The sequence below is a fragment of the Flavobacterium galactosidilyticum genome, from assembly GCF_020911945.1.
Lineage (GTDB): Bacteria > Bacteroidota > Bacteroidia > Flavobacteriales > Flavobacteriaceae > Flavobacterium > Flavobacterium galactosidilyticum.
Genome location: NZ_CP087135.1, coordinates 464,206 through 490,077, shown reverse-complemented (window position 1 = coordinate 490,077; position 25,872 = coordinate 464,206). Strand labels below are relative to the sequence as shown.

Here is a 25,872-nt window from a genome sequence, read left to right as displayed (position 1 = left end):
CTTTTTTTTAGTTTTGTAATAGTTTTTAGTGTTGCAAAAATATGAATTAATTAGCATTAGAACGGATAATTTATTCCAAAATTTAAAACGGAGTTCGAAAAATTGTATTCTCTAAACCATCTTCTATTGGTTTCATTGGCCGGATTGTAGGTTTTGAATCCTAAATCAAAACGGATTACAAAAAAAGTAAAATCATATCTTAATCCAAATCCAGAGCCTAATGCTATTTCTTTTAGGTCACTAAAACTAGTAAATGTAGATTTGTCATCGGCAACATTATCTAGAACATTCCAGATATTTCCTGCATCTGCAAAAACTGCTCCTTTTAGACTTCCAGCAATTTTGAATCGAAATTCACTGCTTAACGCAATCTTCATGTTTGCCTCATTAAAGTCATCTAAACCACCGCTGCTTCCAGGGCCTAAACGATAGGGTTGCCAAGCTCGATTGTCATTTGACCCACCTGAAAAGTAACTTCTTGAGAAAGGAATGTAATTTGAATTGCCAAAAGGTATCGCAATACCAAAAAAAGATCGGAACGCAATTATGTTTTCTTTGGATAAATCCCAATGTTTAATATAATCTACTTCTGCTTTTATATATTCAGAATAGGGTAGATTGAATATTTCATAATTTCCACTGGCATTTTTCTTCTGATTCGTCGTTTTCGCAAAAGTTGATAAAATAGTTCCTGCAGATTCTATTTTAGTTTTAAAAAGATAAAAAGTGTTGTCTTTTAAGTCTTTTTTTGTCGTTTTTGAAAAAGTAAAACTAGTCGCTAAGATAAAATCATTTTCTGTAAGTCTAAGTCTTCGTTCTTCTATACTCTTTACAGACTCGAAATCAGTAGTGCTAATTGGTTGTGAAAAAATCCCGCTACCCGTAAGAACATCTTTCGTAAAGCCAACTGTTCCTTGATCAATGCGCAAATTCTTGTCGATTGCATTATCTACATAGGAGGGATTGGTATTGTAAATTTTACTAATTTGATTTAAAGCATTGTAAGAAGATCCATAAACGTTGAAATAATTTCGTGGATTTAGATTTCGAACAAATTGCGTGTTGAATAAATCAAATCGTGCCGAATGGTTTATTTTTGGAGTCCAATTATAAGATAGTCCTCCCGTAAAATTCTCTTTGTCAAGTCCAATATTTTGCTGTTTTGCAAAACCTATTGTGAATAAAGTAGAAGGTATCATGCTTTTTGGAATAATTCTATCTGTATTAAATGGCATGAAAATCCTTGGTATGTTTAATTTTAAATCTAGACCATATTCAGAAACATTAAAGAAATTATTTTTAGGATTTGCTAAATCTTTTGATGCACCTATGTTTCCACGTGCTGCAAGTTCAAGAGTTTCGGCACCGTTAAATACATTTCTAATAGTTTCAGAAATACTTAAACCGACACCAAAATCTTGGATGTTAGAGTGCGTTAAGTCAAATGTAGTACCGAAACTATATTTTTTTCTTGGTGTCAAATATACTTTAGCAATTAACGAATGCGCAGTAGTATCCCTTTTGTCAACCTCATATTGAATGGATGGATAATTAAAAATCTTAAGATTATTAAGATAACGTGTAGTTAAAACAGTTTTAAAGTCCGCATAATAACCTCCTTTAGAAATGAAAATAGCGTCTGTAATTGCTTTTGGTTTGTACTTTAATTTTTTCTGACTAAAAAGATTAAAATTCTTAAAAGTTGTACTATCTCTGATAGTGATAGCGTTACTACTTGGCGAATAATCAGTGTAAATATTTACATCGCTTATTTTATACAATTTAAAAGGCTCTGTTTTAGTGGAGTCACCATCTTGATACGAGTAATTGTTGATCATCAATGTGATGTCAGCTTTATTGACTTTTTTAATAGTATCAATATTAAATGTTACGTAATTAGGTTGAAAATAGTAGGCACCATTGTTTCTAAAGTTAGTGCTTATGCGGTTTTTTTCATTTTCAAAATCAACGGTTTGATATTGAATTCCAGATTTTATAAAAGAGTTGGATTTATTTACTTGGTATAATGAGTCTAATACAGGAGTGCTAATTGAGGCATTAATACTGTCTAAATAAAATGCATTTCCAGGTGTAATATTATATTTTATTTTAGCTTTTTTAATTGCAACGGTGTCTACGGCGTAAGTAGCATTTACATTAAAGTAGCCATTGTTAAAATAGTAGTATTTTAATCTTAGTAATGATTTATTCGCTTTTTCCTTATCTAAAACTACAGGCGGTTCACCAGTTCTTTTTAAGAAATCATGAATTCCATGATACCAGAAAGATTGGCCAAGGCGGTCAACTTGTTTTGCTGATAGCCAGTTGGACATTCTTCTGTATTTTTCTGGGTTATTTGTGAATTTTGCTTGGTAAGTTGAGTCTGGATTAAGATTGGCAAGATTGTAAAGATTTAATCTTAGGCGATAACCAAGTAAGGTAGTATTTGGTTTTTGATACAATTGATTAAAAACGTTTTCCTCCTTGATTACTTTGTTATTAACAGTAATTTCGTTTTTAGTAAGCAGTAATTTTCCGTCCGGAACTCTTTTTACAGCGTTACATGCGCAAATTAGTATTGCAATTACAATAAATGCAGTTATTTTTGTGGAAATTCTTTTCAATTGTTCTAAAATATTTAATTCAAAAGTACATTATTTTATGGTTAGTAAAAACCAAATTAAGCTTATAACGAGTTTGCAGCAAAAAAAATATAGAATTGCCAATAAATTATTTATTGCCGAAGGTGTAAAAGGGATACAGGAATTATTAGATTCTAATTTTGAACTAGAACATTTATATACGACAGAAAATGATTTTGCTGAAGTTTCGCCAAATTATAAAACAATTATTTCTGAAAGTGATTTAAAAAAAATCACTGCTTTGGCAACAGCTAATTCCTGTTTAGCAATTTTTAGAATGCCAGCTGATAAACCAATTCTCGAAACAGGTTTAATTATGGCGCTTGATTCTATAAGAGATCCTGGAAATTTAGGAACGATAGTGCGATTGTGTGATTGGTTTGGAATACAGCAAATAATATGTTCAAAAGAAACAGTTGATATTTTTAATCCAAAAGTAGTTCAGGCAACGATGGGTTCTATCGCTAGGGTTAACGTGAATTATATTGATTTGAGTGTTTTTTTAAAAGAAACTAAACTACCATTATTTGGAACTTTTATGGATGGCGATAACATCTATAAAACAGAATTATCTCAAGAAGGAATCATCATTATGGGTAATGAAGCCAACGGAATCTCATCTGAACTGGAGATTTTGATTAGTAATCGTCTTGCAATTCCCCGCTTTGGCAATCTTCAAAAAACAGAAAGTTTAAATGTAGCTACAGCGACTGCTATTGTTTTGAGCGAGTTTAGAAGAGAGTGATTAAATTATTTTTTAATGGAAAGTAAAGTTGACGAAAATCGCTCTGGTTTTCATCGATTCAATGCTTCCAGTCCAAGGACTATTTGTGTCTTTGTCCCTAATTAGTTCATCTTTCAAACCAAAAACGCCTCGTATGGAAGGTGAAAAGATGAAATATTCTGAAAAAATGTCTATTCCAAAACCCAACTCGTAATTTGGTGTCCAAGATTTTACTCTGAAACGATTTTGGGAATTATCATCAGTTGATTTTGAATTGCTTGACAAATTCAAAGACGCGGATAAACCTCCTAATGCGTATGGGCGAATGTTTCCAGTTCGTAAAGAAGAAAACTTTAGTAGTAAAGGAAAGTGTATGTAAGTACTATTCACTTCTCTATAGGTATCACCGTTGTTTGTAAACCTAGTATTAGAAGGATAGTTTAAATCTCTTTTTGTGTAATACAATCCAGGCTCGAACCGCAAGTCAATATATTCGTGTAGTCTTAAATCAGCAACAAGTCCTACATTGAAACCAGTAGTTTTTTTAACTAGAATATCAGTAGCCTTTGTATTGTAATCTATTTTAAAATCATAAGAATTGAAGCCCAAATAAAAACCAAAATGCAGTGGTTTTTGTTGAAAGTTCTCCAAGTTAATAATAGGATCTCTGCTGAATATGTTTTTTGATCTTTGGCCATATCCAGTCAGGACACTAGTAAAAAAAAGTATTATAAAAATCTTTCTCATTTTATTTTTTAGATGCTGAATAAATAGTGGCCACTCCAAAAGTTTGAGGTAACGCTACTACATCTATAAACCCAATTTTTCTCAAAATATTGTTTAACGCCTCACCATAAGGAAAAGCAGCTGCAGATTCTGATAAATAACCATAAGCTACATCGTCTTTAGAAAATATTTTACCTATTAAAGGTAGGATGTTTTTACTGTAAAAATTGTAGCCTTGTTTATAAGGTGTTTTTTCTGGTATTGAAGTTTCTAAAATTACAAAAATACCATTTGGTTTTAGCACTCTTAAAATTTCACTTAATCCTTTTTCTAAAGTTTCAAAATTACGAACACCAAATGCAACAGTTATAGCGTCAAAATAATTATCTTCAAAAGGCATGTTTTCAGAGTCAGCCAATATCATTTCAATAGTTGAAGAAAGATTTTTTGCAGCTATTTTTTTCTTTCCTACTTCTAGCATTCCTGCTGATATATCTAAGCCAATTATTTTTTCGGCATTTGTTTGCGACATTAATATCGCTAAGTCTCCAGTTCCTGTAGCAATATCCAAAATTACTTTTGGGTTAGTTTTGGCTACCATCTGAAGTACTTTTTTACGCCATTTAAGATCAATGCCAAAAGAAATGACACGATTTAAATTGTCATAATTTCCAGAAATAGTATCAAACATTTGTGCAACTTGTTCCTTTTTACCTAAGGCAGAATCTTTATAGGGAGTTATTTTTTCAGACATTTTTTTTAATTTGTACAAATATAGAACAAACTTCATAAACATAATTTGTGTTTCAAAAATTAGAATTAATATTTATTATGTCTTTCAAGTACTTGCTTTAAATGCTTAAATATCTTTTTAATTAACTTTTTTTTTTTGAAATATCACTAAAAGTGGGTATTGCATCTGTAAGTTTTATTATCCAAATTTGTTATTCTATTATGTGACCATATTAAATGATTAAAAACGAGACAATGACCCAGATCAAATGGATATTTTTAGCGCTTCTTATCTCATTTGTACTTGTAGGATTTTTTGAAAATACTGTTTTAGAAAAAGGTGTTACAATAAAAGCGCAACATACGTTCTTAGGATTAAATTTGTTTTTGGAAATTTTAATTTTTTTCGTCTTTAGTACCTTCGTGGTATTTGGTACTAAAGGCTTTTTTGAGATGTACTCTCAAAAAACGGCAAATATTATAACGTCCGTTTCCGGATTATTACTAGTATTTGTAATTTTTATTTTATGTTATCAAATCCTCTTTCTAGTCTAGATCATTTCTCGAAATCAATGGTTCAAAAAAAAACATCCCGCAAAAAGGATGTTTTTTTGTTTTAATTTCTAAGGTAAGTGAGGTAAGTATAATCGTAAATATGCTTTTCGTCTTTACTGTTGTGGTCAGATTGCGCTAGTTTCCATTCTTTTTCATTCAGAACCGGGAAGTATGCATCGGCTTCAAAACTGTGATGTACTTTTGTAATTTCTATTTTATCGGCAAAGGGAAGTGATAAAGTATAAATTTCCCCTCCACCTATAATATAGGTGTCTTCATTTTTGGGACAAATTTCTAAAGCTTTCTCGATACTATCAACAATAATACAGCCCTCAGCTTTATAATTTTTTTGTCTTGTGATGATAACATGAGTCCTATTAGGTAACGGTTTTGGAAAACTTTCAAAGGTTTTTCGTCCCATTATGATATGATGTCCAGATGTAAGTGTTTTGAATCTTTTAAAATCATTTGGCAAGTGCCAGACTAAATCATTGTCTTTTCCTAGTGCGTTATTCTCAGCTACGGCCGCAATCATTATTATCATAACGGATGATTTGTTGTTGTAGGTTCGTCGTTGTCAATTTTTGCTTGCAATTGGTCTATTTTCTTTTTTTGCAAGGCAACAAGGCGATCGATCTGATCTCTTTCCCAACTTTTATTCATAAATCTATCGGTGATGAATACTTTTATAAAATGCAAAATAAACAGAAACAACCAAATTGTGATTATCCAAAGATACCACTCCGTTATGAATGGATTATTTAGAAATTTATGTCCAAGGAATAATACTAAACTTCCTAAGACGAAGACCACAAAATGAAAATACAATCTCTTTTTCTGTTTTATTCTTCTTCTTGCATATTCGTATTGTTCGTGTACTTCTTTTTCCATCAATCTTAAATTTAGTTTATAAAGATAAAATTTATTTTGTAAAGTTGCCGTTTTGTGACATGCTTATTTGTCAGTAAAAGCTTTTGTATTTTTTCAATAGTAAGTTTTCCCCTCTTTAAATTCTTAAATTAATCATAAATTAACAGAGTTTTTAACATTCTGTCAAATCTTCGATAAAGCCGTTGAAAGTCCGAATTGTTTTGTTTACTTTGCTTCATAAACTTATAAATGAATTAGTTATGTCAATTAAGAAACAATTTGTAAAAACAAAGCCAGTATGTAAAGTTACTTTTTCAGTAGTAGCAAAAGAGGCAAAAGAAGCATCAGTTGTTGGGGATTTTAATAATTGGAATATTGAGGAAGGTGTATTGAACAAATTGAAAAATGGAACTTTTAAAGGTGTTTTTGATTTGAATAAAGATGCTGCTTATGAATTTAAATACGTTATTGATGGTGTATTTGTTAATGAGCCAGAAGCGGATTCTTTTCAATATAACGAATTTGCAGGTAATGAAAACGGTGTTTTAGTACTATAACTAAAACAACTTTTTTTTAGGCTTATGACTTAGTTGAAGTTTAGTTTGTTGAAAAATTCTAATGTCAACAGTAAACCTCTAAATCTTTCAGTCTAGCTGTTGTTTTATACAGCTACGGTGCCTTTTATTAGTGCATGAGGCTCATAACCTTCGAGCGTGAAATCTTCAAAATCAAAATCAAAAATATTTTTTATCTCTGGATTTAAAATCATTTTCGGTAATGGTTTAGGTTCACGTGACAATTGTAATTCGAGTTGTTCGAAATGATTGTTGTAAATATGTGCATCGCCAAAAGTGTGAATAAATTCCCCTGGCTGCAAGTTGCAAACCTGAGCAATCATCATTGTTAGCAGTGCATAAGATGCAATGTTGAAAGGAACGCCTAAGAATATGTCAGCACTTCGCTGGTATAACTGACATGATAATTTTCCATCAGCGACATAAAATTGAAAAAAAGCATGACAAGGTGGTAACGCGGCTTTGTTATTAGCTACATTTTCGTCGAATGACTTAGTTGTGTCCGGTAATACTGAGGGATTCCATGCAGAAACAAGCATTCTGCGACTATTAGGATTTGTTTTCAATTCCGTAATTAAGTCGGAGATTTGATCTATTTCTTCGCTATTCCAGTTGCGCCATTGGTGTCCATAGACAGGGCCTAAATCACCATTGGCATCAGCCCAAGCATCCCAAATTTTAACTCCATTTTCCTGAAGGTATTTTATATTAGTATCGCCTTTTAGGAACCAAAGAAGTTCATAAATTATAGATTTAAGATGCAATTTTTTAGTAGTAACCATCGGAAAACCATCGTTTAAGTTAAAACGCATTTGGTAGCCAAAGACACTTTTTGTTCCTGTGCCTGTTCGGTCTCCCTTTTGGCAACCGTTTTCCATTACATGCTTTACTAAGTCTAAATATTGCTTCATTTTGTTATTTATATGAAATTCTAATTATAATGCTAAAGGTGTCCTAAAAAAGTAATGAAGTAAATTTATTAGGTTGTATAGAAGTTTACTTTTAGGAAAAACTATTACTAGAAATAACTTCTGAATTAAATTTCTCTCTTCGAAATTTCATCTCTTATTTTTGCCGCTTTCTCGTAATCTTCATGAGAAACCGCTTGATCAAGTAGTTCGTTTAGTTCTTGTAGCGTATGCTTAGAGTATGTTTCTCCAGATTTATTGCTTTCCTCTCCATGACCAAAAGTTTCTGGATTAGAAAGTACATCATCTATTTCTTGATTTTCTTTATTTGCATCAAGAGGATTTGTTTTTAAATAGATTCCGGCTTTGTCTAAGATGTTTTTGTATGTAAAAATAGGAGCGCTAAAACGTAATGCTAAAGCAATAGCGTCAGAAGTTCTAGCATCTATAATTTCTTCTATTTTGTCTCTTTCACAAATAATACTGGAATAAAAAACACCATCAACAAGCTTGTGAATGATAACTTGTTTTACAGTAATGTCAAATCGCTCCGCAAAGTTTTTAAATAAATCATGAGTCAACGGGCGCGGTGGTTTTATTTCTTTTTCAAGAGCTATAGCAATAGATTGCGCTTCAAATGCACCAATGACAATTGGTAATTTTCGTTCGCCGTCAACCTCATTCAAAATCAAAGCATATGCTCCGTTTTGAGTCTGACTGTATGAAATTCCTTTTATAGATAATTTAACTAAGCTCATAATTGTTGTGATGGTAACTACCGAAAACGATTAATAAATGGCATAAAAAAAATGCTATCTAAGGGCAAAGATACAAATATCAATGTTTTTTAGATAGCATTTTTGATTAGTTTATTATTAAACTAGTTGTGCGCTTTGAAAGCTTTTAATTTTTCAATTAATTTAGGAACAATTTCAAAAGCATCACCTACAATTCCGTAGTCAGCTACTTTAAAGAAAGGAGCTTCAGGATCACTATTGATTACTACTTTTACTTTAGACGAGTTAATTCCAGCAATGTGCTGTATGGCTCCAGAAATTCCAATTGCAATATACAAGTTAGCGGCAACTGGTTTTCCGGTTTGTCCTACGTGTTCTCCGTGAGGTCTCCATCCCAAATCAGAAACTGGCTTAGAACAAGCGGTTGCAGCACCAAGAACAGAAGCTAATTCCTCAATCATGCTCCAGTTTTCAGGACCTTTTAAACCACGACCAGCTGAAACTACAATATCAGCATCAGCAATAGATACTTTTCCTGTTACTTTTTCTACTGATTGTACTTTTACAGCAAAATCATTTTCACCAATCGTAGGGTTGAAGTCTTCTTCTGTTAAGGTAGAAGCGCTTTCAAAAATGCCATAAGAATTTTTAGCAAGTGCAAGTACCTTTACATCAGTGTTGATGTCAGTAATCATAAAAGCTTTATTTGAAAAAGCAGTTCTTTTTACCTGAAATGGCGAAGTACTTACTGGTAATCCAACTACATTTGATGCAAATCCCGCTTCTAAAGCTACTGCTACAAGCGGCGAAAGATAAGCGCTATCAGTAGTTGAGGATAATAAAATTAGTTTGATATTCTCTTTTTGAGCAGCTTGCTTGATGACATCAGCGTAAGCTTTTGCAGTGAAGCCAGTTAACTTGTCGTTATTTACTTTTAATACTTTATCAACTCCGTATTTTGATAATTCTGAAACATCTCCAGCATTGACGGTTACCGCTGTAACGGTAGTTCCTAAACTTTCGGCTACTTTTTTTGCATACGAAGCTAATTCAAATGCTACTTTCTTGAATTTTCCTTCTGCATACTCTGCATATATTAATATTGACATAGTGTTTTTATTTTAAATGTTGAATTATAAATTTTAAATGTATATCAGAACGTTAATTCACGATTTAAAATTCATAATTTAAAATTATATTACTTTTGCTTCGTTGTGTAGTAAATTGATTAATTCATCGATATTATCAGTAGAAATTAATTTCACTGCAGATTTTGGAGCAGGTTTTTCAAATTTCACCGATTTGGTATTAACATCAGAAGCAACTGGTTCAAGAATGGTTAATGCTTTAGTTCTAGCAGTCATAATTCCTCTCATGTTAGGAATACGTAAATCCTTTTCTTCAACAATTCCTTTTTGACCACCTATAATTAGTGGTAAAGTAGTACTAACGGTTTCTTTTCCTCCATCTATTTCACGAACTGCTTTTACATTTTGGCCATCAACGGTAAGTTCAGTGCAAGAGTTTAGGAAATTGTATCCTAAAATTCCAGCAATCATTCCCGGAACCATTCCACCGTTATAATCTAGGGATTCTTTTCCTGCAATGACAATGTCATAACTTCCGTTTTTTATAACCTCTGCTAACTGTGTAGCAACAAAAAAGCCGTCAGTAGGAATTGCGTTTACACGAATGGCTTCATTTGCACCTATCGCTAATGCTTTTCTTAATGTTGGTTCTGTTTCTGGTCCTCCCACGTTGACAACAGTAACCGTTGCGCCTTGTTTTTCTTGGAACCAAATTGCACGTGTTAAACCGAATTCGTCATTTGGATTTATGACATATTGAACGCCATTTGTGTCAAATTCTGAATCGCCATTGGTGAAGTTAATTTTTGAAGTAGTATCAGGTACATGACTGATGCAAACTAATATTTTCATAAGTTTATATTTAATTATTCTTGATTTCTTTTACAAATTTAAAATAATAATTTGAATAATTTACTATGCGTGCATAATATTTTAGTTAAACTATTACGTTTTCGTAACCCAGACCGTAGCGGCATCCCACGCTTTTGGATGTGGATCTAGCGTCCCCATCCTTCGGGAGCGGAAATGGCTCCTAAAAAAGGGCTTGAATGCTATGAATTAATTTAAGTGTAAATATGCCTTTAAGTGAGATAAAATATTTATTTTTGCTTTTCGAAATTTAGACACATACAACATATAATATGAGAACTATACAATTTAGAGAGGCTATTTGCGAAGCGATGAGTGAAGAAATGCGTCATGATGAGTCCATATATCTAATGGGTGAAGAGGTTGCAGAATACAATGGCGCCTATAAAGCATCTAAAGGAATGCTTGCTGAATTTGGCGAGAAAAGAGTAATTGATACTCCTATTGCTGAACTTGGTTTTACTGGTATTGCTGTGGGATCAGCCATGAATGGTTGTCGTCCTATCGTTGAATATATGACTTTTAATTTCTGTTTAGTAGGGATTGACCAAATCATAAACAATGCTGCTAAGATGCGTCAGATGACTGGTGGGCAATTTAATGTGCCAATCGTTTTTCGTGGACCTACGGCATCAGCTGGACAATTAGGAGCAACACACTCTCAAGCTTTAGAGAACTGGTTTGCTAACACTCCAGGTCTTAAAGTGGTAGTTCCTTCTACTGTTTATGATGCAAAAGGATTATTGAAAGCAGCAATTCGTGATAATGATCCGGTTATTTTTATGGAATCTGAGCAAATGTATGGTGACAAAGGTGAAGTTCCTGATGGTGAATATGTAATTCCACTAGGAGTTGCTGATATCAAACGTGAAGGTACTGATGTAACTATCGTTTCTTTTGGAAAAATTATCAAAGAAGCTCATATTGCTGCTGACGAATTAGCTAAAGAGGGTATTTCTTGTGAAATTATCGATTTAAGAACGGTCCGTCCTATGGATTATGAGACGATCTTGACTTCAGTTAAAAAAACAAACCGTTTAGTAGTTCTTGAAGAAGCGTGGCCTTTTGCAAGTGTAGCTTCTGAAATTACCTATGTTGTTCAAGAACGTGCTTTTGATTTCCTAGACGCACCTATTCAACGTATCACTACAGCTGACACTCCAGCACCATATTCTCCAGTATTATTGAAAGAATGGTTGCCAAATGCTGCTGATGTAGTAAAAGCGGTTAAAAAAGTAATGTATAAAAAATAGCAGTTTGAATTATTTATGTTAAAGTAAAGTTTAACAACTCGAATTTTAAACATCAAATAATAGAACACTGTAATTAACTATATTTGAAACTTCATCAATTATTAATTTGATGAAGTTTTTTTTTGAATTATTATGAAAAAGAATTTTTTGTTTTTGTTGGTTTTTTTGTTTGTTTCTGCAAGCGCTATTTTTGCACAAACAAAAGTTAGTGGAGTGATTTTAGATAAATCTAATCAACCTATTCCCTTTGCAAATATAGTTTTCAAGAATTCGAGCCAAGGAATTGTAGCTAACGAAGATGGAGCGTTTTATCTTGAATCTGCAAAAACGTATACCGTATTACTAATTTCTTCGGTTGGGTTTTCTGAAAAAGAAATCACTTTACAGAAAGCGGTAAATTACAACATGAAAATTCAACTCAATGAACAAGAGAGCTTAAACGAAGTAGTTGTTTTTACTGGGAAAACGTCTAAAAAAAACAATCCTGCACTTGATATTCTTCGAAAAATTTGGGAGAAAAAACGTCAAAACGGATTGTACATGTTTAATCAGTATGAGATGGAAAAGTATGAAAAAATAGAATTTGACATGAATTCGATTGATAGTGCTTTTATGAAAAATAAACTTTTTAAGGGAATGGAGTTTATCTTTAACCAAATGGATACGTCAAAAATTACAGGGAAAACCTATTTGCCCATTTTTGTAAATGAGGCTTTGTCTGATGTGTATGGTGATATCAAATTAAAGAAATTAAAAGAGAAACTTAAAGCGAGTAAAACATCTGGTTTTAATGGAAACCAACAAATTTTGAATTTTGTAAAAGATTTGTATTCTGATTACAATATTTATAATAACTACTTAACTTTTTTTGACAAAAGTTTTACAAGTCCACTTTCTAAAACTGGGATTGACGTTTACAATTATGTGTTGAGAGACAGTGCGTACATTGATAAAAAATGGTGTTACAATATTGTTTTTTATCCAAGACGTAAAAACGAATTGACTTTTAAAGGTGATTTTTGGGTGAATGATTCCACATTTGCTATCAAGAAAATCAATATGGCCGTTACTAAAAGCGCTAATATTAACTGGGTAAAGGATATTTACCTAGAGCAAGAATTTGACGTAGTAAGCGATTCGGTTTTCCTTTTAACTAAGGATTATCTAATGTCTGACTTTGCTTTAAACAAAAAAGAAAAGTCAAAAGGGATTTACGGGAAACGAACTACCTATTTTAGAGATCATAAATTCAACAATGAAAAGCCAGTTGCTTTTTATAAGGATGAGGTTAATTATAAAGATGCAGAAGTATATAATAAATCAGACGAATACTGGGAAGAAAATCGCTTTGAAAATCTGAATAAAGACGAGCTAGGTGTTTATAAAATGCTTGATACGTTGCAAACCGTTAAAAAGTTTAAACAAATATATAGTTCTGTTCAAATTGTCGCTAGTGGCTATTTGCCTTTTGGGAATTTTGATTATGGTCCTATTTTCTCCACATTTGGTTATAATGAGGTCGAAGGTGCGAGATTGCGAACGGGCGGAAGAACATATTTTGGAACCAATGATACTTGGCGTATACAAGGTTATACTGCTTATGGTTTCAAAGATGATAAGTTCAAGTACGGTTTATCTGGAAAATGGATGGTCGATAAGAAAAACAGGTTGATAATTTCTGGAGGTAACAGGCGGGATATCGAGCAAATTGGTGCTAGCTTAACTACAACTTATGATGTTTTAGGTCGAAGTGGCGCTTCGTCTTCTGTTTTTGCTTCAGGTAATAATGGGAAATTGACCAATATTAATTTAAGCAATGTGGCGATAGAAATGGAGCCCGTGAAAAACTTAACTTTTCAAACCGGATTTTCATACCGAACCCTGGAATCGGCTTCCCCAACTTTTAGTTTGGATTACTTCACTGATATTGCCAATAATGTTGTTAAAAGTGACGTCAAACAATCTGAAGTTAGTTTTCAGGTCGAATACGCTCCGAAGAGAAGAACCATTGGATATGCAGTAGAGCGTGAAATTGTGGACAGTCCTTACAGTCGCTTTTTTGTAAATTACAGCCACGGTTTTAAAGGTTTACTAAATAGTGATTTCCAGTATGATAAACTACAATTGTATTACAAGCAACCTATAATTATTGGCCCATTAGGCCGTTCTAATATTATTATGGAAGTCGGAAAAACTTTTGGTACAGTTCCTTTAGGATTGATGAGTGTTATTCCAGGTAATCAAACTTTTTTTACTATCGAAAACACATTTAGTAACTTAAATTACTATGAATTTGTATCAGATGAGTATGCTACTTTGCAGTGGAATCATAATTTTGGTGGTCGACTTTTCTCTAGAATTCCATTCATGCGAAAATTGAATTGGAGAGAAATCGTAGCTGTAAAAGGAGTTTACGGCAGTATTTCTGATGAAAATAGAGCCATTAACGCTTCTGGTTTGACCTACAATGCACCTGAAAAAGGATATTGGGAGTACAGCGCTGGAATTGGAAATATTTTTAAATTATTCCGTGTCGATTTTGCTTGGCGAGGTAATTATCTAAACACTCCGGACACGAATAAATTTACTGTAAAAGCGTCGTTTGGGTTTAATTTCTAGGAGCTAATCCGGCTTTCCGCTATATCCACACTGTATTGCTTAGTTCCTCGCAATACAGCGTGGGATGCCGCTTCTATCCGGGCTAAAAAAAATAGAGTATGCAAGAAGCATTTGATTATATCTCGGGAAAAGATAGCATTTTCAAGACAATCATTGAGCAATATGGGCTTCCAGCTATTCCGTTTAGACCACAAGGATTTGAGACTTTAGTTTTGCTGATTTTAGAACAACAAGTTTCGATAGATTCTGCCAAAGCCACTTTTTTGAAAATAAAAGCGAGTCAGAAAGATATAAATCCAGAAACTTTACTTCACGTGTCAGATGAGGATTATAGAGCCTTTGGGGTAAGCCGTCAAAAAACGTCTTATATAAAAGCTTTGGCGAAAGCTCTTTTAAATAAAGAACTTGATTTAGAAAGTTTGCCATTCAAAAGCGCACAAGAAGTTCGTGATGAACTAATAAAAGTCAAGGGAATAGGAAACTGGACGATAGATATATATTTAATGTTTTGTCTCCAAGCACCAGATTTATTGCCATTAGGTGATATTGCAGTGGTAAATACGATTAAAGAATTAATAGGTATTCATGATAAGGATACTATGGGTAGATATGCTCAAAAATGGAGCCCTTATCGTTCGTATGCAACCTATCTTTTATGGCATTATTATTTGAAAAAACGAAATAGGAGGGTAGTTTACTAAACTGCGATCTCATGAAATATAAGCAATATAGTGCAGAAATAATTTTATTGTAAAAAATATATAAATTCCTTACTTTTGCACCCATAAATATAGAAAAAGAAATAATTAAGATGACTGCAGATAAAATAACTACGTTCGATGTTTTAATCGAAATACCTAGAGGAAGTAGAAATAAATACGAATATGATTTTGAAATAAAAAGAATGCGTTTTGATAGAATGTTGTTCTCTTCCATGATGTATCCAGCTGATTACGGATTTATTCCTGAAACATTAGCTTTAGATGGTGATCCATTAGATGTATTGGTATTAGTAAACGAGCCTACTTTTCCAGGATGTGTTATGGAAGTTAAACCAATTGGTGTTTTCCATATGGCGGATGATAAAGGACCAGATGAAAAAGTAATTTGCGTGCCAGTTTCAGATCCAATTTGGAACTCATTGAATGATTTATCAGACATGAATCCGCATTTATTAAAAGAAATTGAGCACTTTTTCCAAGTGTATAAAGATCTTGAAAACAAAAGCGTAGATGTAGGTGGTTGGGGAGATGTTACTGAAGCTTATGATATCATAAAAAAATGTACAGAGCGTTTCAATCAAATTGAAAACAAGCCAGAAGGGTTATTTAGCATTAGATAAATAATTTCATAATTTTTATAAAAAAAGCAATACTCCGTTAAGAGTATTGCTTTTTTGTTTATTTTCGTTAAGTTACATTATTAATTTAACCAAAAACCAAACCACAGTTATGAATACAATAATGATTTACCTGCCAATTGCTATGGCATTTATTGGACTAGCATTTATGTTTGCCAAAAGATCTTGGGTTTTAAAACAAGATCCCGGAGATGGTAAGATGAAAGAGATTTCAGATTACATTTACGAGGGAGCATTGGCTTTCCTAAAAGCAGAATACAGATTGTTAACTTTTTTTGTAATAGGAGCTAGTGTCGTTTTAGCTGGTATTTCGTTTATTGTTCCTACTACGCATATATTAATAGTTGTTGCTTTTATTTTTGGTGCATTTTTTTCTGCTTTGGCTGGGAATATGGGGATGAAAATAGCAACAAAAACAAATGTTAGAACAACTCAAGCCGCTCGTACTAGTTTGCCACAGGCACTAAAAGTTTCTTTTGGTGGTGGAACAGTTATGGGATTAGGAGTTGCCGGTTTAGCTGTTTTAGGACTAACGACTTTCTTTATATTCTTCTTTCACTTTTTTATGAATGGCGTTTGGACTTCTACTGAAGATATGACTATTGTTTTAGAAACTTTAGCCGGTTTTTCGCTAGGAGCTGAATCTATTGCTTTGTTTGCTAGAGTTGGTGGTGGTATTTATACTAAAGCTGCCGATGTTGGTGCGGATCTAGTGGGTAAAGTAGAAGCTGGAATTCCTGAAGATGATCCTCGTAATCCTGCTACAATTGCAGATAACGTAGGAGATAATGTGGGCGATGTTGCCGGAATGGGTGCCGATTTATTTGGTTCGTATGTAGCAACAGTATTAGCAGCGATGGTTCTTGGGAATTATGTTATTAAAGATATGGGAGGAAATATTCAAGATGCTTTTGGCGGAATTGGACCTATTTTATTGCCAATGGCGATTGCTGGTTTTGGAATTTTATTCTCGATTATAGGAACAATGTTAGTGAAAATCACAGATGAAAATGCTAAAGAAGCGCAGGTTCAAAAAGCGTTAAACATTGGAAATTGGGTTTCTATTATATTAACTGCTATAGCTTGTTTTTTCTTGGTTCAGTATATGTTACCAACTGCAATGAAAATGGATTTCTTTGGCGAAGGTACTAGAGAAATTTCATCCATGCGTGTTTTCTATGCAACAATAGTTGGATTAGTAGTTGGAGCCGTAATCTCATCTGTTACGGAATATTACACGGGATTGGGTACAAAACCTGTTATGGCTATTGTACAAAAATCATCAACTGGTGCGGGAACCAATGTTATTGCAGGTTTGGCAACAGGAATGATATCGACTTTTCCGACGGTTTTATTATTTGCTGCAGCAATCTGGACTTCGTATGCATTTGCAGGATTTTATGGTGTGGCTTTGGCAGCTTCAGCGATGATGGCAACTACGGCCATGCAATTGGCAATTGATGCGTTTGGGCCAATATCAGATAACGCTGGTGGAATTGCTGAGATGAGTGAACTGCCAAAAGAAGTTCGTACTAGAACTGATATTTTGGATTCAGTTGGTAATACAACTGCAGCAACTGGAAAAGGATTTGCAATTGCTTCGGCAGCATTAACTTCACTAGCTTTATTTGCAGCTTATGTTACTTTTACAGGAATTGACGGAATCAATATTTTTAAAGCACCTGTTTTGGCCATGTTGTTTGTGGGTGGAATGATACCGGTAGTTTTCTCGGCTTTGGCTATGAATTCTGTTGGAAAAGCTGCTATGGATATGGTTTATGAAGTACGCCGTCAGTTCAGAGAGATTCCAGGAATTATGGAGGGAACTGGAAAACCAGAATATGCGAAATGTGTTGATATTTCTACTAAAGCCGCTTTGCGCGAAATGATGCTACCAGGAGTTTTAACAATTGGTTTTCCTATTGCGATTGTATTGCTTGGCAAATTAGTTTATGGTGATAATAACCAATTAATTGCTGAAATGTTAGGTGGTTATATGGCAGGAGTTACTGTTTCAGGAGTACTTTGGGCTGTTTTTCAAAACAATGCCGGTGGCGCTTGGGATAATGCTAAAAAATCTTTTGAAGCGGGAGTTATGATTAATGGTGAAATGACGTATAAAGGTTCGGATGCGCATAAAGCGGCGGTAACTGGTGATACTGTTGGTGATCCATTTAAAGATACTTCTGGACCATCTATGAATATCTTGATTAAGTTAACTTGTTTAATTGGATTAGTAATTGCTCCCATTTTAGGAGAAGGAAGTCATACGATAACTGAAGAACGTGTTGCGACTGAAATCAGTTCTAAAGAGGTTTCTATCGAAAAATCAAATATTGATGGTAAAGTAACCGCAACAGTCAAAACGGTTATAAACGGCAAGGAAGACGTTCAGAAATTCGAAGGAACTGATGAAGAAGTTCAAGCTAAAATTGATGCTTTGAAATAAAGTAGAAATTACTTTTGACAAAGGTTGATAAAAAAATGCCTCACTCTAAAAATTAGTAGTGGGGCATTTTTATATTTAGCATTTCTGTAAATGTAGTTACATTCTCTCACTGACTTTGCAAAGAACAAAGCAACTAGAGGGCCGCAGAAAAGATTTAAAACAATCCGTTTAATTCTGCGTCAATTCTATTGATGATATTTCCTAAATCTTCCTGGCTGTCTACAAAATTGATGTTATCTACATCGATAATCATTAATTTTCCTTTGTCATACGTCTGAATCCAACCTTCGTATCTTTCGTTCAAACGGCTTAAATATTCGATCGAAATAGAATTTTCATATTCACGTCCGCGCTTGTGTATTTGTCCCACTAAATTAGGAATAGAGCTTCTTAAATAAATAAGTAAATCAGGAGCTTTAACTGTAGATTCCATTAGTTCAAACAGAGAAGAATAATTCTGGAAGTCACGATTGGTCATCAAGCCCATTGCATAAAGGTTAGGCGCAAAAATATGAGCATCCTCATAAATAGTTCGGTCTTGTACTATTTTCTTGCCGCTTTCGCGAATTTGCATCACTTGACGAAAACGACTATTCAAGAAATAAATTTGCAAATTAAAAGACCAACGTTCCATTTGATGATAAAAATCATCTAAGTAAGGATTGTCAACCACATCCTCAAAATGGGGTTCCCATTTGAAATGTTTTGCTAGTAAACGGGTTAAAGTTGTTTTTCCAGATCCTATATTTCCTGCTATTGCTATGTGCATTATGGTGTTACGATTTTATAATTTGTAATTACTTCTTTTGTAAAAATAGATAAAATTTGGTCCTTGTAATAGAATTTTACAAACGTTTTTTCTGAAATTTTTATTTCATAGTTTTTATCTTTTTCTAAGTCTTGCAGCATCAAAGTGCCTGATTTTAAATAAATATACTGATTCTCAGAACAGATTTCGAGTAAATCAAAGTCGGGAATAAGTCCTTTAAAAGTTATTTTTCCAAAAATATCACACGAGTACCAGTTATTTTTTACATCAATCCATTGAAAGTGATTGAAATCTGAAGTATAGTATTTTATTGTATCAGTAAATGGAACAGTTATCGCTTTGTATTCATTTTTTATATAATCATATAGTCCCAATTGTTGATTCATACTGTTGTAAATCCACAACTGATTTTGTGATGATAACCCAACGGCTGTAGCAATTAAAGGAATACTGTTTTCAGAAAAATTGACATTCCTTATCTCGTTTAACTTATTGTCTAATAAAATAATAGAATTAAAATTTTCGTAAAATAAAACAATCTTTAACGGGTTCCGTAGGTCGGTTTTAGTAATTTTACCTAGTGATACATTTTTATATTCTAAAACCTCACGAGAGCTAATTTTAGAGAATACATTGTTCTTTATAGTATAATAAAAACCAAAAGCGTCATATCCTAAAAATTGATCACTATCAAAAGATAGTGTACCCAATTTAACTACAGATAAATCGCGATTTTGACTATCAGCAATTTGGAACAAAGCGATAAAGAGTATTGTTAAAAAATTCTTCATAAAAGCGAAATTACAATTAAACCATGAACGAATACAACTGTCTTACTTTTTTAACAAACAACTTGTAACAATTATGATGTTGTTCAGTCTAATTTATTAAAAACCAATAGTATGTATAAAATATTTTTCACAACAATTTTGATGTTCACTTTTTGTCTTGGAATTCAGGCTCAAGAATTTCAGGGAATGGCCGTTTATGAAACTAAAACGAGCACTGCTGATTTTAAAAAACGTATGGAAGGGAACAAGAATATGACTCCTGATATGCAAAAAAGGATAGAGGAAGGTATGAAAAGTATGTTTGAAAAAACATTCATTCTTAATTTTGATAAATCTGCTTCTATATACAAAGAACAAGAAAAATTAGATAGCCCAAGTCAAGGAGGTAATGGGATGAGAATGATGATGTCTTCTATGACTGGTGGTGGCGGAACTTTTTATAAAAATGTAAAAGAAAAGTCGTATACTGTAGATAAGGATTTTATGGGAAAAGAATTTTTAGTAAAAGACTCGTTGCCTAATCTTAAATGGAAAATGGAAGGCGAGACTAGAGTAATTGGTGGATATAACTGCTTCAAAGCAACTGCAATTGTACCAGTCAACAAAACTGATTTTAGAAATTTAGCACCAAAAAAAGAAGATGATAAAGCGGTTAAACCAACTGACGCAGCTAAGAAAACTAACTTATTAGATAGTCTAGAAATGCCTAAAGAAACTACTATTACGGCTTGGTACACTCCTGAAATTCCAGTAAACCAAGGTCCTGAAAATTATTGGGGATTACCTGGTTTGATATTGGAAGTAAATGATGGTAAAACTATTATTTTGTGTTCGAAAGTAGTTATGAATCCAAAGGAAAAAGCGGTGATTAAAGCTCCTTCAAAAGGCAAAGTAATAACTCAAAAAGAGTTTGATGAAACTGTCATAAAAAAGATGGAAGAATTTAGACAAATGAATCAAGGACAAGGTCGTGGAAATGGTGGATTTAGAATTGGTGGTTAAAAAATAAGACATCTATTTATAAACTATTAAATAATTTACTCCTACGATTTGCAAATGAAAGCATCAATACTTTTTTTCTTGTTTTTTATCACTTCAATTTCCTTTGCTCAATCTATTAAATTAGATGGTGTTATTACTGATTCCAAATCAAGTGGGCTGGAAATGGCTAATGTAATGGCTATTAATAAAGCTACTAAAGCAATGGATTCCTATGCTATAACAAATGACAAGGGGAAGTATTCGCTGACGTTGAAACCAAATACAGCTTATAGTCTTAAAATTAGTTTTTTAGGAATGCAGAATAAAGAGCTTGACTTTACTACTGGTTTAGAAAATACTACTAAGAATATTGCCATGGAAGAAGGTGGAATCGAACTGGAAGGTGTTGAAATTGTAAGAGAAATGCCAGTCTCGATAAAAGGAGATACAATAGTTTATAATGCTGATTCTTTCAAATCAGGAACAGAACGAAAACTAGAAGATATCCTAAAAAAATTACCAGGAGTTGAGGTTAATGCTGATGGAGAAATAGAAGTAGAAGGGAAAAAAGTCCAGAAACTGATGGTAGAAGGCAAAGATTTCTTTGATGGCGATACAAAACTAGGAGTAAAAAATATTCCAGCAGATGCCATTGATAAAATTCAAGTTCTTAGAAATTACAGCGAAATAGGTGCGCTAAAAGGAGTTGAAAACAACCAAGATAATCTTGCGATGAATATTAAACTGAAATCAGGAAAGAAAAACTTCTGGTTTGGTGATATGACTGCAGGAATTGGAGTAGCGCACAAGGAAAGTAGGTATTTAATTAATCCAAAACTATTTTATTATAACCCAAGATACAGTCTCAATCTAATCACTAATTTTAATAATATTGGTGAATTACCATTGACAGTTCAAGACTATTTTAAATTTACGGGTGGTTTTAGAGGAGTGGGGCAAAAAGGCGGATCTAGTTTTAATGTTTCGTCTAATGATTTAGGAATTTCGCTTTTAAGAAACAACCGTGCTAAAGAAATCGAGACAAAATTTGGGGCAACTAATTTCTCTTATAATGTAAATAAAGCATGGTCGCTTAGTGGTTTCGGAATAATATCTTCTTCTTTAACTGATTTGGAAACAAAATCACAAACTAATATTCTGCAACCTAATTCTTCTGCGATTCTCTCTACTGAAAATCGTCAGGAAATTGCCAATCAAAAAAGTAACTTGGGATTATTCAAATTGAGTTCTAGTTATAAGCCAACGACAAGATTTCAATTTGATTATGATATTTTGACTAAGTTATCCAAGCAAGACGAGAATAATTCATTGTTAAGAGAATCTATTGTAGGAGGAAACTCTGCTACTGAAAATATTAATACGTCAAAAAAACAAGATCCAATTTCTGTTAATCAAAACCTGAGTTTGTACTACACACAGAGCGATAAGAATATTTTTGCATTTGAAATGCAGCATTTGTACCAAGAGGAAAATCCTTTTTATAATGCTAATTTAAAATCGCAACCTTTCAACTTAGCTGATTATATTTCAGGACAGAATAGGAATAACATCAATCAAAATCGTTTTGTGAAAACGAATAAGATTGATGCTAAACTCGATTACTATTATATGGTGACGAATAAAAGTAATATTAATGTAACTTTAGGAAATACCTACTCACATCAAAATTTTAATTCTAGCATTTATCAAATTTTAGACAATGAAGCAGTTAATAATTTAAATGATGCTGCCAATAAAAATGATGTGAATTATAATTTTAATGATACATTTTTAGGATTGCATTATAAAATTTTAACAGGTAAGTTTACTTTTACACCAGGAGTTAGTCTGCATAGTTACAGTATGACTAATGAACAGTTAGCAACTAGTAATAGTCAAAATTTCTTTAGGGCATTACCAGACTTTTTGGCTATTTATCAAATTAAAAAAGCAGAAACATTAACGTATAATTTCTCTTATACTAACAGTTTTACGGATATCAATCAATTGACTGAAGGATTTGTATTTTCTAATTATAACAGTTTGACAAAAGGAAATCGATTTTTAGAAAATGCTACTTCACAAGTGCATTCATTGCGTTATTTTAAATACAATATGTTCAATTTTGAAAATATTACTGCTTTTGCTACCTATTCTAAAAGAGTGGATGCTATAAAAACGAGAGCTATTTTTAATGGTGTAAATCAAACTTCATCCCCTTTTAATTCTGATTTTGCTGATGAAACTTTATCTGGTAACGGATCTTATGGACGCTCGTTCTTGAAGAATTACAAAGCTTCGTTAGGTGCTAATTTGAATTGGTCAAAGTTCAATAATATCCAAAACAATATTTTTTCAACAAACGAGAGTTTTACGCAAAGCTATACTTTGAAAGCTTCTACAAATTATAAAAACTTGCCTAATATTGAATTAGGGTATAACATTGTTAAAAACGACTACAATAACACTACTTTTTACACGGAGAAACCTTTTGCAAAATTGGATTATTTCTTCTTGAAAAGTTTTTCATTTGTAACTGAATATGAATTTTATCATTATTATAACAATACTAAAACGGTTGATAATGAGTACGATTTCTTGACAGCAAGTTTGATTTATCAAAAAAAAGGAAGCAAGTTAGAATACAAAGTTAGCGGGACCAATCTTTTGAATACAAGGTCGTTAAATGACGATAGTTTTAGTCAATTTGCTACACGAACCTCACAATATACGGTGCAGGCGAGGTATATAATCTTCTCATTAAAATATAATTTGTAAAAGTGCGTTGGCTAATTTTTTACTTTAAATCAACATTTATTCAATAGTAAAATACTATTTTTGACTTTTTAATTTCACTTATATTGAAATTGAGTTAATTTAATTTAAAACATTTTATCATGAAAAAAATCGCTCTTTTATTAGCTGTGTTCGCTTTTAGTTTTGCAAATGCACAAGCTCCGTTAGAAGAAGGAGGAATTCAATTGAACGCTGGATTTGGAACCTCAAGTTGGGGAACGCCAGTTTATGTAGGTCTTGACTTTGGAGTGGCAGAAAACTTCACTGTTGGAGGTGAGTTATCTTATCAGTCATACAGTACAGCTGGTTATAAAAACAACATTTTAGGAATTCAAGCGAATGGGAATTACCATTTTAATGAAATACTAAATATTCCTAGTGAGTGGGATTTCTACGCAGGAGCAAACTTGAATTATTACAGTTGGTCAAAAGATGCTGGATACACTGGTAATACTGATAATTTTGGATTAGGATTACAAGTAGGAGGTCGTTACTTTTTTACTGAAAATTTTGGAGTTAATTTGCAACTCGGTGGAGGAACTGTAAATAATGGAGGTAAAATAGGAATTACATATAAACTGTAAATTCAAATTTTTATAAATAGAAAAGCCGTCGTTTCAATAGAAATGGCGGCTTTATTTATTTGTAGACCTTTCTTTTTTTGAATAAAAAAAAACCGCAATTCAAATGAATTGCGGTTCTGTATAAAATAGTATTTTTTCCTTTTTTAGTCTCAAAAAAAACAAAGTAGGAATGATTAATTATATTCCAAAAGCAGTTTTAACTTGCTCAACAAAGTCTAATTTTTCCCATGTGAATAATTCTACTTCAACTTTTTTTGTTAAACCACCTGGAGCAGTAAATGTTTTTGTAACTGTTTCTGGTGTACGACCCATGTGCCCGTACGCAGCAGTTTCGCTATAGATTGGATTTCTTAATTTCAAACGTTGCTCAATAAAATAAGGGCGCATATCAAAAATAGCTTCTACTTTTTTAGCGATTTCACCATTTGTCAAGTTTACTTTTGATGTACCGTACGTATCGATAAAAATACCCATTGGTTTTGCTACACCAATAGCGTAAGAAACTTGAACTAAAATCTCATCAGCAATACCGGCAGCAACTAAGTTTTTAGCGATATGACGTGTCGCATAAGCCGCACTTCTATCTACTTTACTTGGATCTTTTCCAGAGAAAGCACCACCACCGTGAGCACCTTTTCCTCCATAAGTGTCAACGATAATTTTTCTTCCGGTAAGTCCAGTATCTCCGTGTGGTCCTCCAATTACGAATTTTCCAGTAGGATTGATATGGTATTGGATTTTGTCATTGAATAAATGTGCGTGAGCAGGATTTTTAGCAATAATTCTTGGAATCAATATGTCAACAATATCTTTTTTAATTTTAGCAAGCATAGTAGCTTCTTCGTCAAAATCATCATGTTGTGTGGAGATTACAATCGCATCAATACGAGTTGGTTTATTGTCATTGCTATATTCAAGAGTTACTTGCGATTTTGCGTCAGGACGCAAATAAGTGATTTCGTTATTTTCACGTCGCAAAATTGCTAATTCTTGCAATAATTTATGAGATAAATCAAGCGCCAAAGGCATTAAGTTCTCCGTTTCATTAGTGGCATAACCAAACATCATTCCTTGGTCACCCGCACCTTGTTCTTCAGGATTTGCTCTGTCAACACCTTGATTAATGTCAGCAGATTGTTCGTGAATAGCAGAAAGTATTCCGCAAGAATTGGCTTCAAACATGTATTCGCTTTTGGTATAACCAATTTTTCTGATTACATCACGAGCGATTTGTTGAACGTCTAAATAAGTGTTTGATTTTACTTCACCAGCTAGGATTACTTGACCAGTAGTTACTAAAGTTTCACACGCCACTTTTGAATCAGCATCAAATGCTAAAAAATTATCGATTAATGCATCTGAAATTTGATCTGCAACTTTGTCTGGATGTCCCTCGCTTACAGATTCTGACGTAAATAAATAGGCCATAATAATTATTTTTTAAAAATTAAACGAGAAAAAATAATTGCTGAAAAGGGCTAAAGGAGAGTTTCTGCTTTAGCATTTTTTCTACTGAAAATTTTCAGCATCCACAATGAATTTGTTTCATTATGAAGAGGTTGCAATCAGTTCAAATTTTTCCTCTTGTATTCGGGTACAAATGTATGAAACCATTTTGAATTGTAAATTAATCTTTCGTGATTTTAATTTAAAATACCCAAATTTAACATATCCTACTTAATCTATAGACTAAAAAAAATAAATTGATTTTTATTTGGTTAATTCAAAAATAGTATGCAAATTTGCAATGTAAAATAAAGAAAAAATGAAATTTACTATTATCAATATGTGTTATATGATGCCGGAGTCTTCCGCAGAGCTTGCTATTGTATAGTTTTAAATC

The 25,872-nt window shown here is 32.8% G+C and carries 22 protein-coding genes; 10 read left to right on the top strand and 12 right to left on the bottom strand.

Going from position 1 to position 25,872, the window contains the following annotated elements; translation table 11 throughout:
- Nucleotides 1-56: 56 nt before the first annotated feature.
- Nucleotides 57-2,624, bottom strand: coding sequence for a translocation and assembly module lipoprotein TamL (gene tamL, locus LNP27_RS02190; RefSeq protein WP_229942891.1), 2,568 nt, complete (start codon nt 2,622-2,624; stop codon nt 57-59).
- 37 nt (nt 2,625-2,661) lie between these two features.
- On the opposite strand from tamL, the gene LNP27_RS02185 reads away from it, so the two are divergent.
- Complete coding sequence (locus tag LNP27_RS02185) at nt 2,662-3,387, top strand: TrmH family RNA methyltransferase (RefSeq protein WP_229942890.1); 726 nt, start codon at nt 2,662-2,664, stop codon at nt 3,385-3,387.
- A 12-nt stretch (nt 3,388-3,399) separates the two neighbouring features.
- Here LNP27_RS02185 and porT read toward each other — a convergent pair whose 3' ends face one another.
- From porT to LNP27_RS02165, 4 genes are all read right to left on the bottom strand, one after another.
- Nucleotides 3,400-4,113: a type IX secretion/gliding motility protein PorT/SprT gene (gene porT / locus LNP27_RS02180; protein ID WP_229942889.1), complete on the bottom strand. Its 714-nt coding sequence runs from the start codon at nt 4,111-4,113 to the stop codon at nt 3,400-3,402.
- Between the two features lies 1 nt (nt 4,114).
- Nucleotides 4,115-4,846, bottom strand: a complete 732-nt coding sequence (gene ubiE, locus LNP27_RS02175) for a bifunctional demethylmenaquinone methyltransferase/2-methoxy-6-polyprenyl-1,4-benzoquinol methylase UbiE (protein WP_229942888.1) — start codon at nt 4,844-4,846, stop codon at nt 4,115-4,117.
- 594 nt (nt 4,847-5,440) lie between these two features.
- Entirely contained in the window at nt 5,441-5,923 is a 483-nt protein-coding gene (locus tag LNP27_RS02170; RefSeq protein ID WP_229942887.1) for a dihydrofolate reductase, read from the bottom strand.
- Nucleotides 5,920-6,270 (bottom strand): 2TM domain-containing protein, encoded by a 351-nt coding sequence (locus LNP27_RS02165; RefSeq protein ID WP_229942886.1) that lies wholly within the window; start codon nt 6,268-6,270, stop codon nt 5,920-5,922. The genes LNP27_RS02170 and LNP27_RS02165 overlap by 4 nt, the downstream gene beginning before the upstream one ends.
- A gap of 239 nt (nt 6,271-6,509) precedes the next feature.
- Here LNP27_RS02165 and LNP27_RS02160 point away from each other — a divergent pair, with 239 nt between their 5' ends.
- On the top strand, nt 6,510-6,806 hold the full coding sequence (locus LNP27_RS02160) for an isoamylase early set domain-containing protein (protein WP_229942885.1): 297 nt from the start codon (nt 6,510-6,512) through the stop codon (nt 6,804-6,806).
- Between the two features lie 104 nt (nt 6,807-6,910).
- Here the strand turns inward: LNP27_RS02160 and LNP27_RS02155 are convergent, their stop codons facing one another.
- The 4 genes from LNP27_RS02155 to LNP27_RS02140 all read right to left on the bottom strand — a co-directional run bounded on the left by LNP27_RS02155 (nt 6,911) and on the right by LNP27_RS02140 (nt 10,409).
- Nucleotides 6,911-7,735 (bottom strand): thymidylate synthase, encoded by an 825-nt coding sequence (locus LNP27_RS02155; protein ID WP_229942884.1) that lies wholly within the window; start codon nt 7,733-7,735, stop codon nt 6,911-6,913.
- A gap of 125 nt (nt 7,736-7,860) precedes the next feature.
- Nucleotides 7,861-8,490 (bottom strand): bifunctional nuclease family protein, encoded by a 630-nt coding sequence (locus LNP27_RS02150; RefSeq protein ID WP_229942883.1) that lies wholly within the window; start codon nt 8,488-8,490, stop codon nt 7,861-7,863.
- Between the two features lie 122 nt (nt 8,491-8,612).
- The gene (locus tag LNP27_RS02145; protein ID WP_229942882.1) at nt 8,613-9,578 is read right to left on the bottom strand and encodes an electron transfer flavoprotein subunit alpha/FixB family protein; all 966 of its coding nucleotides are present in this window, start codon (nt 9,576-9,578) and stop codon (nt 8,613-8,615) included.
- A gap of 84 nt (nt 9,579-9,662) precedes the next feature.
- On the bottom strand, nt 9,663-10,409 hold the full coding sequence (locus tag LNP27_RS02140; protein ID WP_229942881.1) for an electron transfer flavoprotein subunit beta/FixA family protein: 747 nt from the start codon (nt 10,407-10,409) through the stop codon (nt 9,663-9,665).
- 290 nt (nt 10,410-10,699) lie between these two features.
- On the opposite strand from LNP27_RS02140, the gene LNP27_RS02135 reads away from it, so the two are divergent.
- The 5 genes from LNP27_RS02135 (at nt 10,700) to LNP27_RS02115 (ending at nt 18,108) form a co-directional block, all read left to right on the top strand.
- A complete protein-coding gene (locus LNP27_RS02135) occupies nt 10,700-11,680 on the top strand; it encodes a pyruvate dehydrogenase complex E1 component subunit beta (protein ID WP_229942880.1) in 981 nt (326 codons plus the stop codon).
- 132 nt (nt 11,681-11,812) lie between these two features.
- Nucleotides 11,813-14,299 (top strand): DUF5686 and carboxypeptidase-like regulatory domain-containing protein, encoded by a 2,487-nt coding sequence (locus LNP27_RS02130; protein ID WP_229942879.1) that lies wholly within the window; start codon nt 11,813-11,815, stop codon nt 14,297-14,299.
- A gap of 98 nt (nt 14,300-14,397) precedes the next feature.
- Entirely contained in the window at nt 14,398-15,000 is a 603-nt protein-coding gene (locus LNP27_RS02125) for a DNA-3-methyladenine glycosylase family protein (protein ID WP_229942878.1), read from the top strand.
- 110 nt (nt 15,001-15,110) lie between these two features.
- Entirely contained in the window at nt 15,111-15,641 is a 531-nt protein-coding gene (locus tag LNP27_RS02120) for an inorganic diphosphatase (protein WP_229942877.1), read from the top strand.
- Between the two features lie 109 nt (nt 15,642-15,750).
- Nucleotides 15,751-18,108 (top strand): sodium-translocating pyrophosphatase, encoded by a 2,358-nt coding sequence (locus tag LNP27_RS02115; protein WP_229942876.1) that lies wholly within the window; start codon nt 15,751-15,753, stop codon nt 18,106-18,108.
- A gap of 154 nt (nt 18,109-18,262) precedes the next feature.
- Here LNP27_RS02115 and LNP27_RS02110 read toward each other — a convergent pair whose 3' ends face one another.
- Nucleotides 18,263-18,877 carry a deoxynucleoside kinase gene (locus LNP27_RS02110; RefSeq protein WP_229942875.1) on the bottom strand — a complete coding sequence of 205 codons (615 nt, stop codon included), beginning with the start codon at nt 18,875-18,877 and terminating at the stop codon, nt 18,263-18,265.
- On the bottom strand, nt 18,877-19,668 hold the full coding sequence (locus LNP27_RS02105; RefSeq protein WP_229942874.1) for a hypothetical protein: 792 nt from the start codon (nt 19,666-19,668) through the stop codon (nt 18,877-18,879). Before LNP27_RS02105 ends, LNP27_RS02110 begins: the two co-directional genes overlap by 1 nt.
- 111 nt (nt 19,669-19,779) lie before the next feature.
- Between LNP27_RS02105 and LNP27_RS02100 the strand changes: the two genes are divergently transcribed.
- The 3 genes from LNP27_RS02100 to LNP27_RS02090 all read left to right on the top strand — a co-directional run bounded on the left by LNP27_RS02100 (nt 19,780) and on the right by LNP27_RS02090 (nt 24,029).
- Nucleotides 19,780-20,670 carry a GLPGLI family protein gene (locus LNP27_RS02100; protein WP_229942873.1) on the top strand — a complete coding sequence of 297 codons (891 nt, stop codon included), beginning with the start codon at nt 19,780-19,782 and terminating at the stop codon, nt 20,668-20,670.
- Between the two features lie 54 nt (nt 20,671-20,724).
- On the top strand, nt 20,725-23,427 hold the full coding sequence (locus tag LNP27_RS02095) for a carboxypeptidase-like regulatory domain-containing protein (protein ID WP_229942872.1): 2,703 nt from the start codon (nt 20,725-20,727) through the stop codon (nt 23,425-23,427).
- 119 nt (nt 23,428-23,546) lie between these two features.
- The gene (locus tag LNP27_RS02090; protein WP_229942871.1) at nt 23,547-24,029 is read left to right on the top strand and encodes a porin family protein; all 483 of its coding nucleotides are present in this window, start codon (nt 23,547-23,549) and stop codon (nt 24,027-24,029) included.
- 177 nt (nt 24,030-24,206) lie between these two features.
- Here the strand turns inward: LNP27_RS02090 and metK are convergent, their stop codons facing one another.
- The gene (metK, locus tag LNP27_RS02085; RefSeq protein WP_229942870.1) at nt 24,207-25,457 is read right to left on the bottom strand and encodes a methionine adenosyltransferase; all 1,251 of its coding nucleotides are present in this window, start codon (nt 25,455-25,457) and stop codon (nt 24,207-24,209) included.
- Nucleotides 25,458-25,872 lie beyond the last annotated feature (415 nt).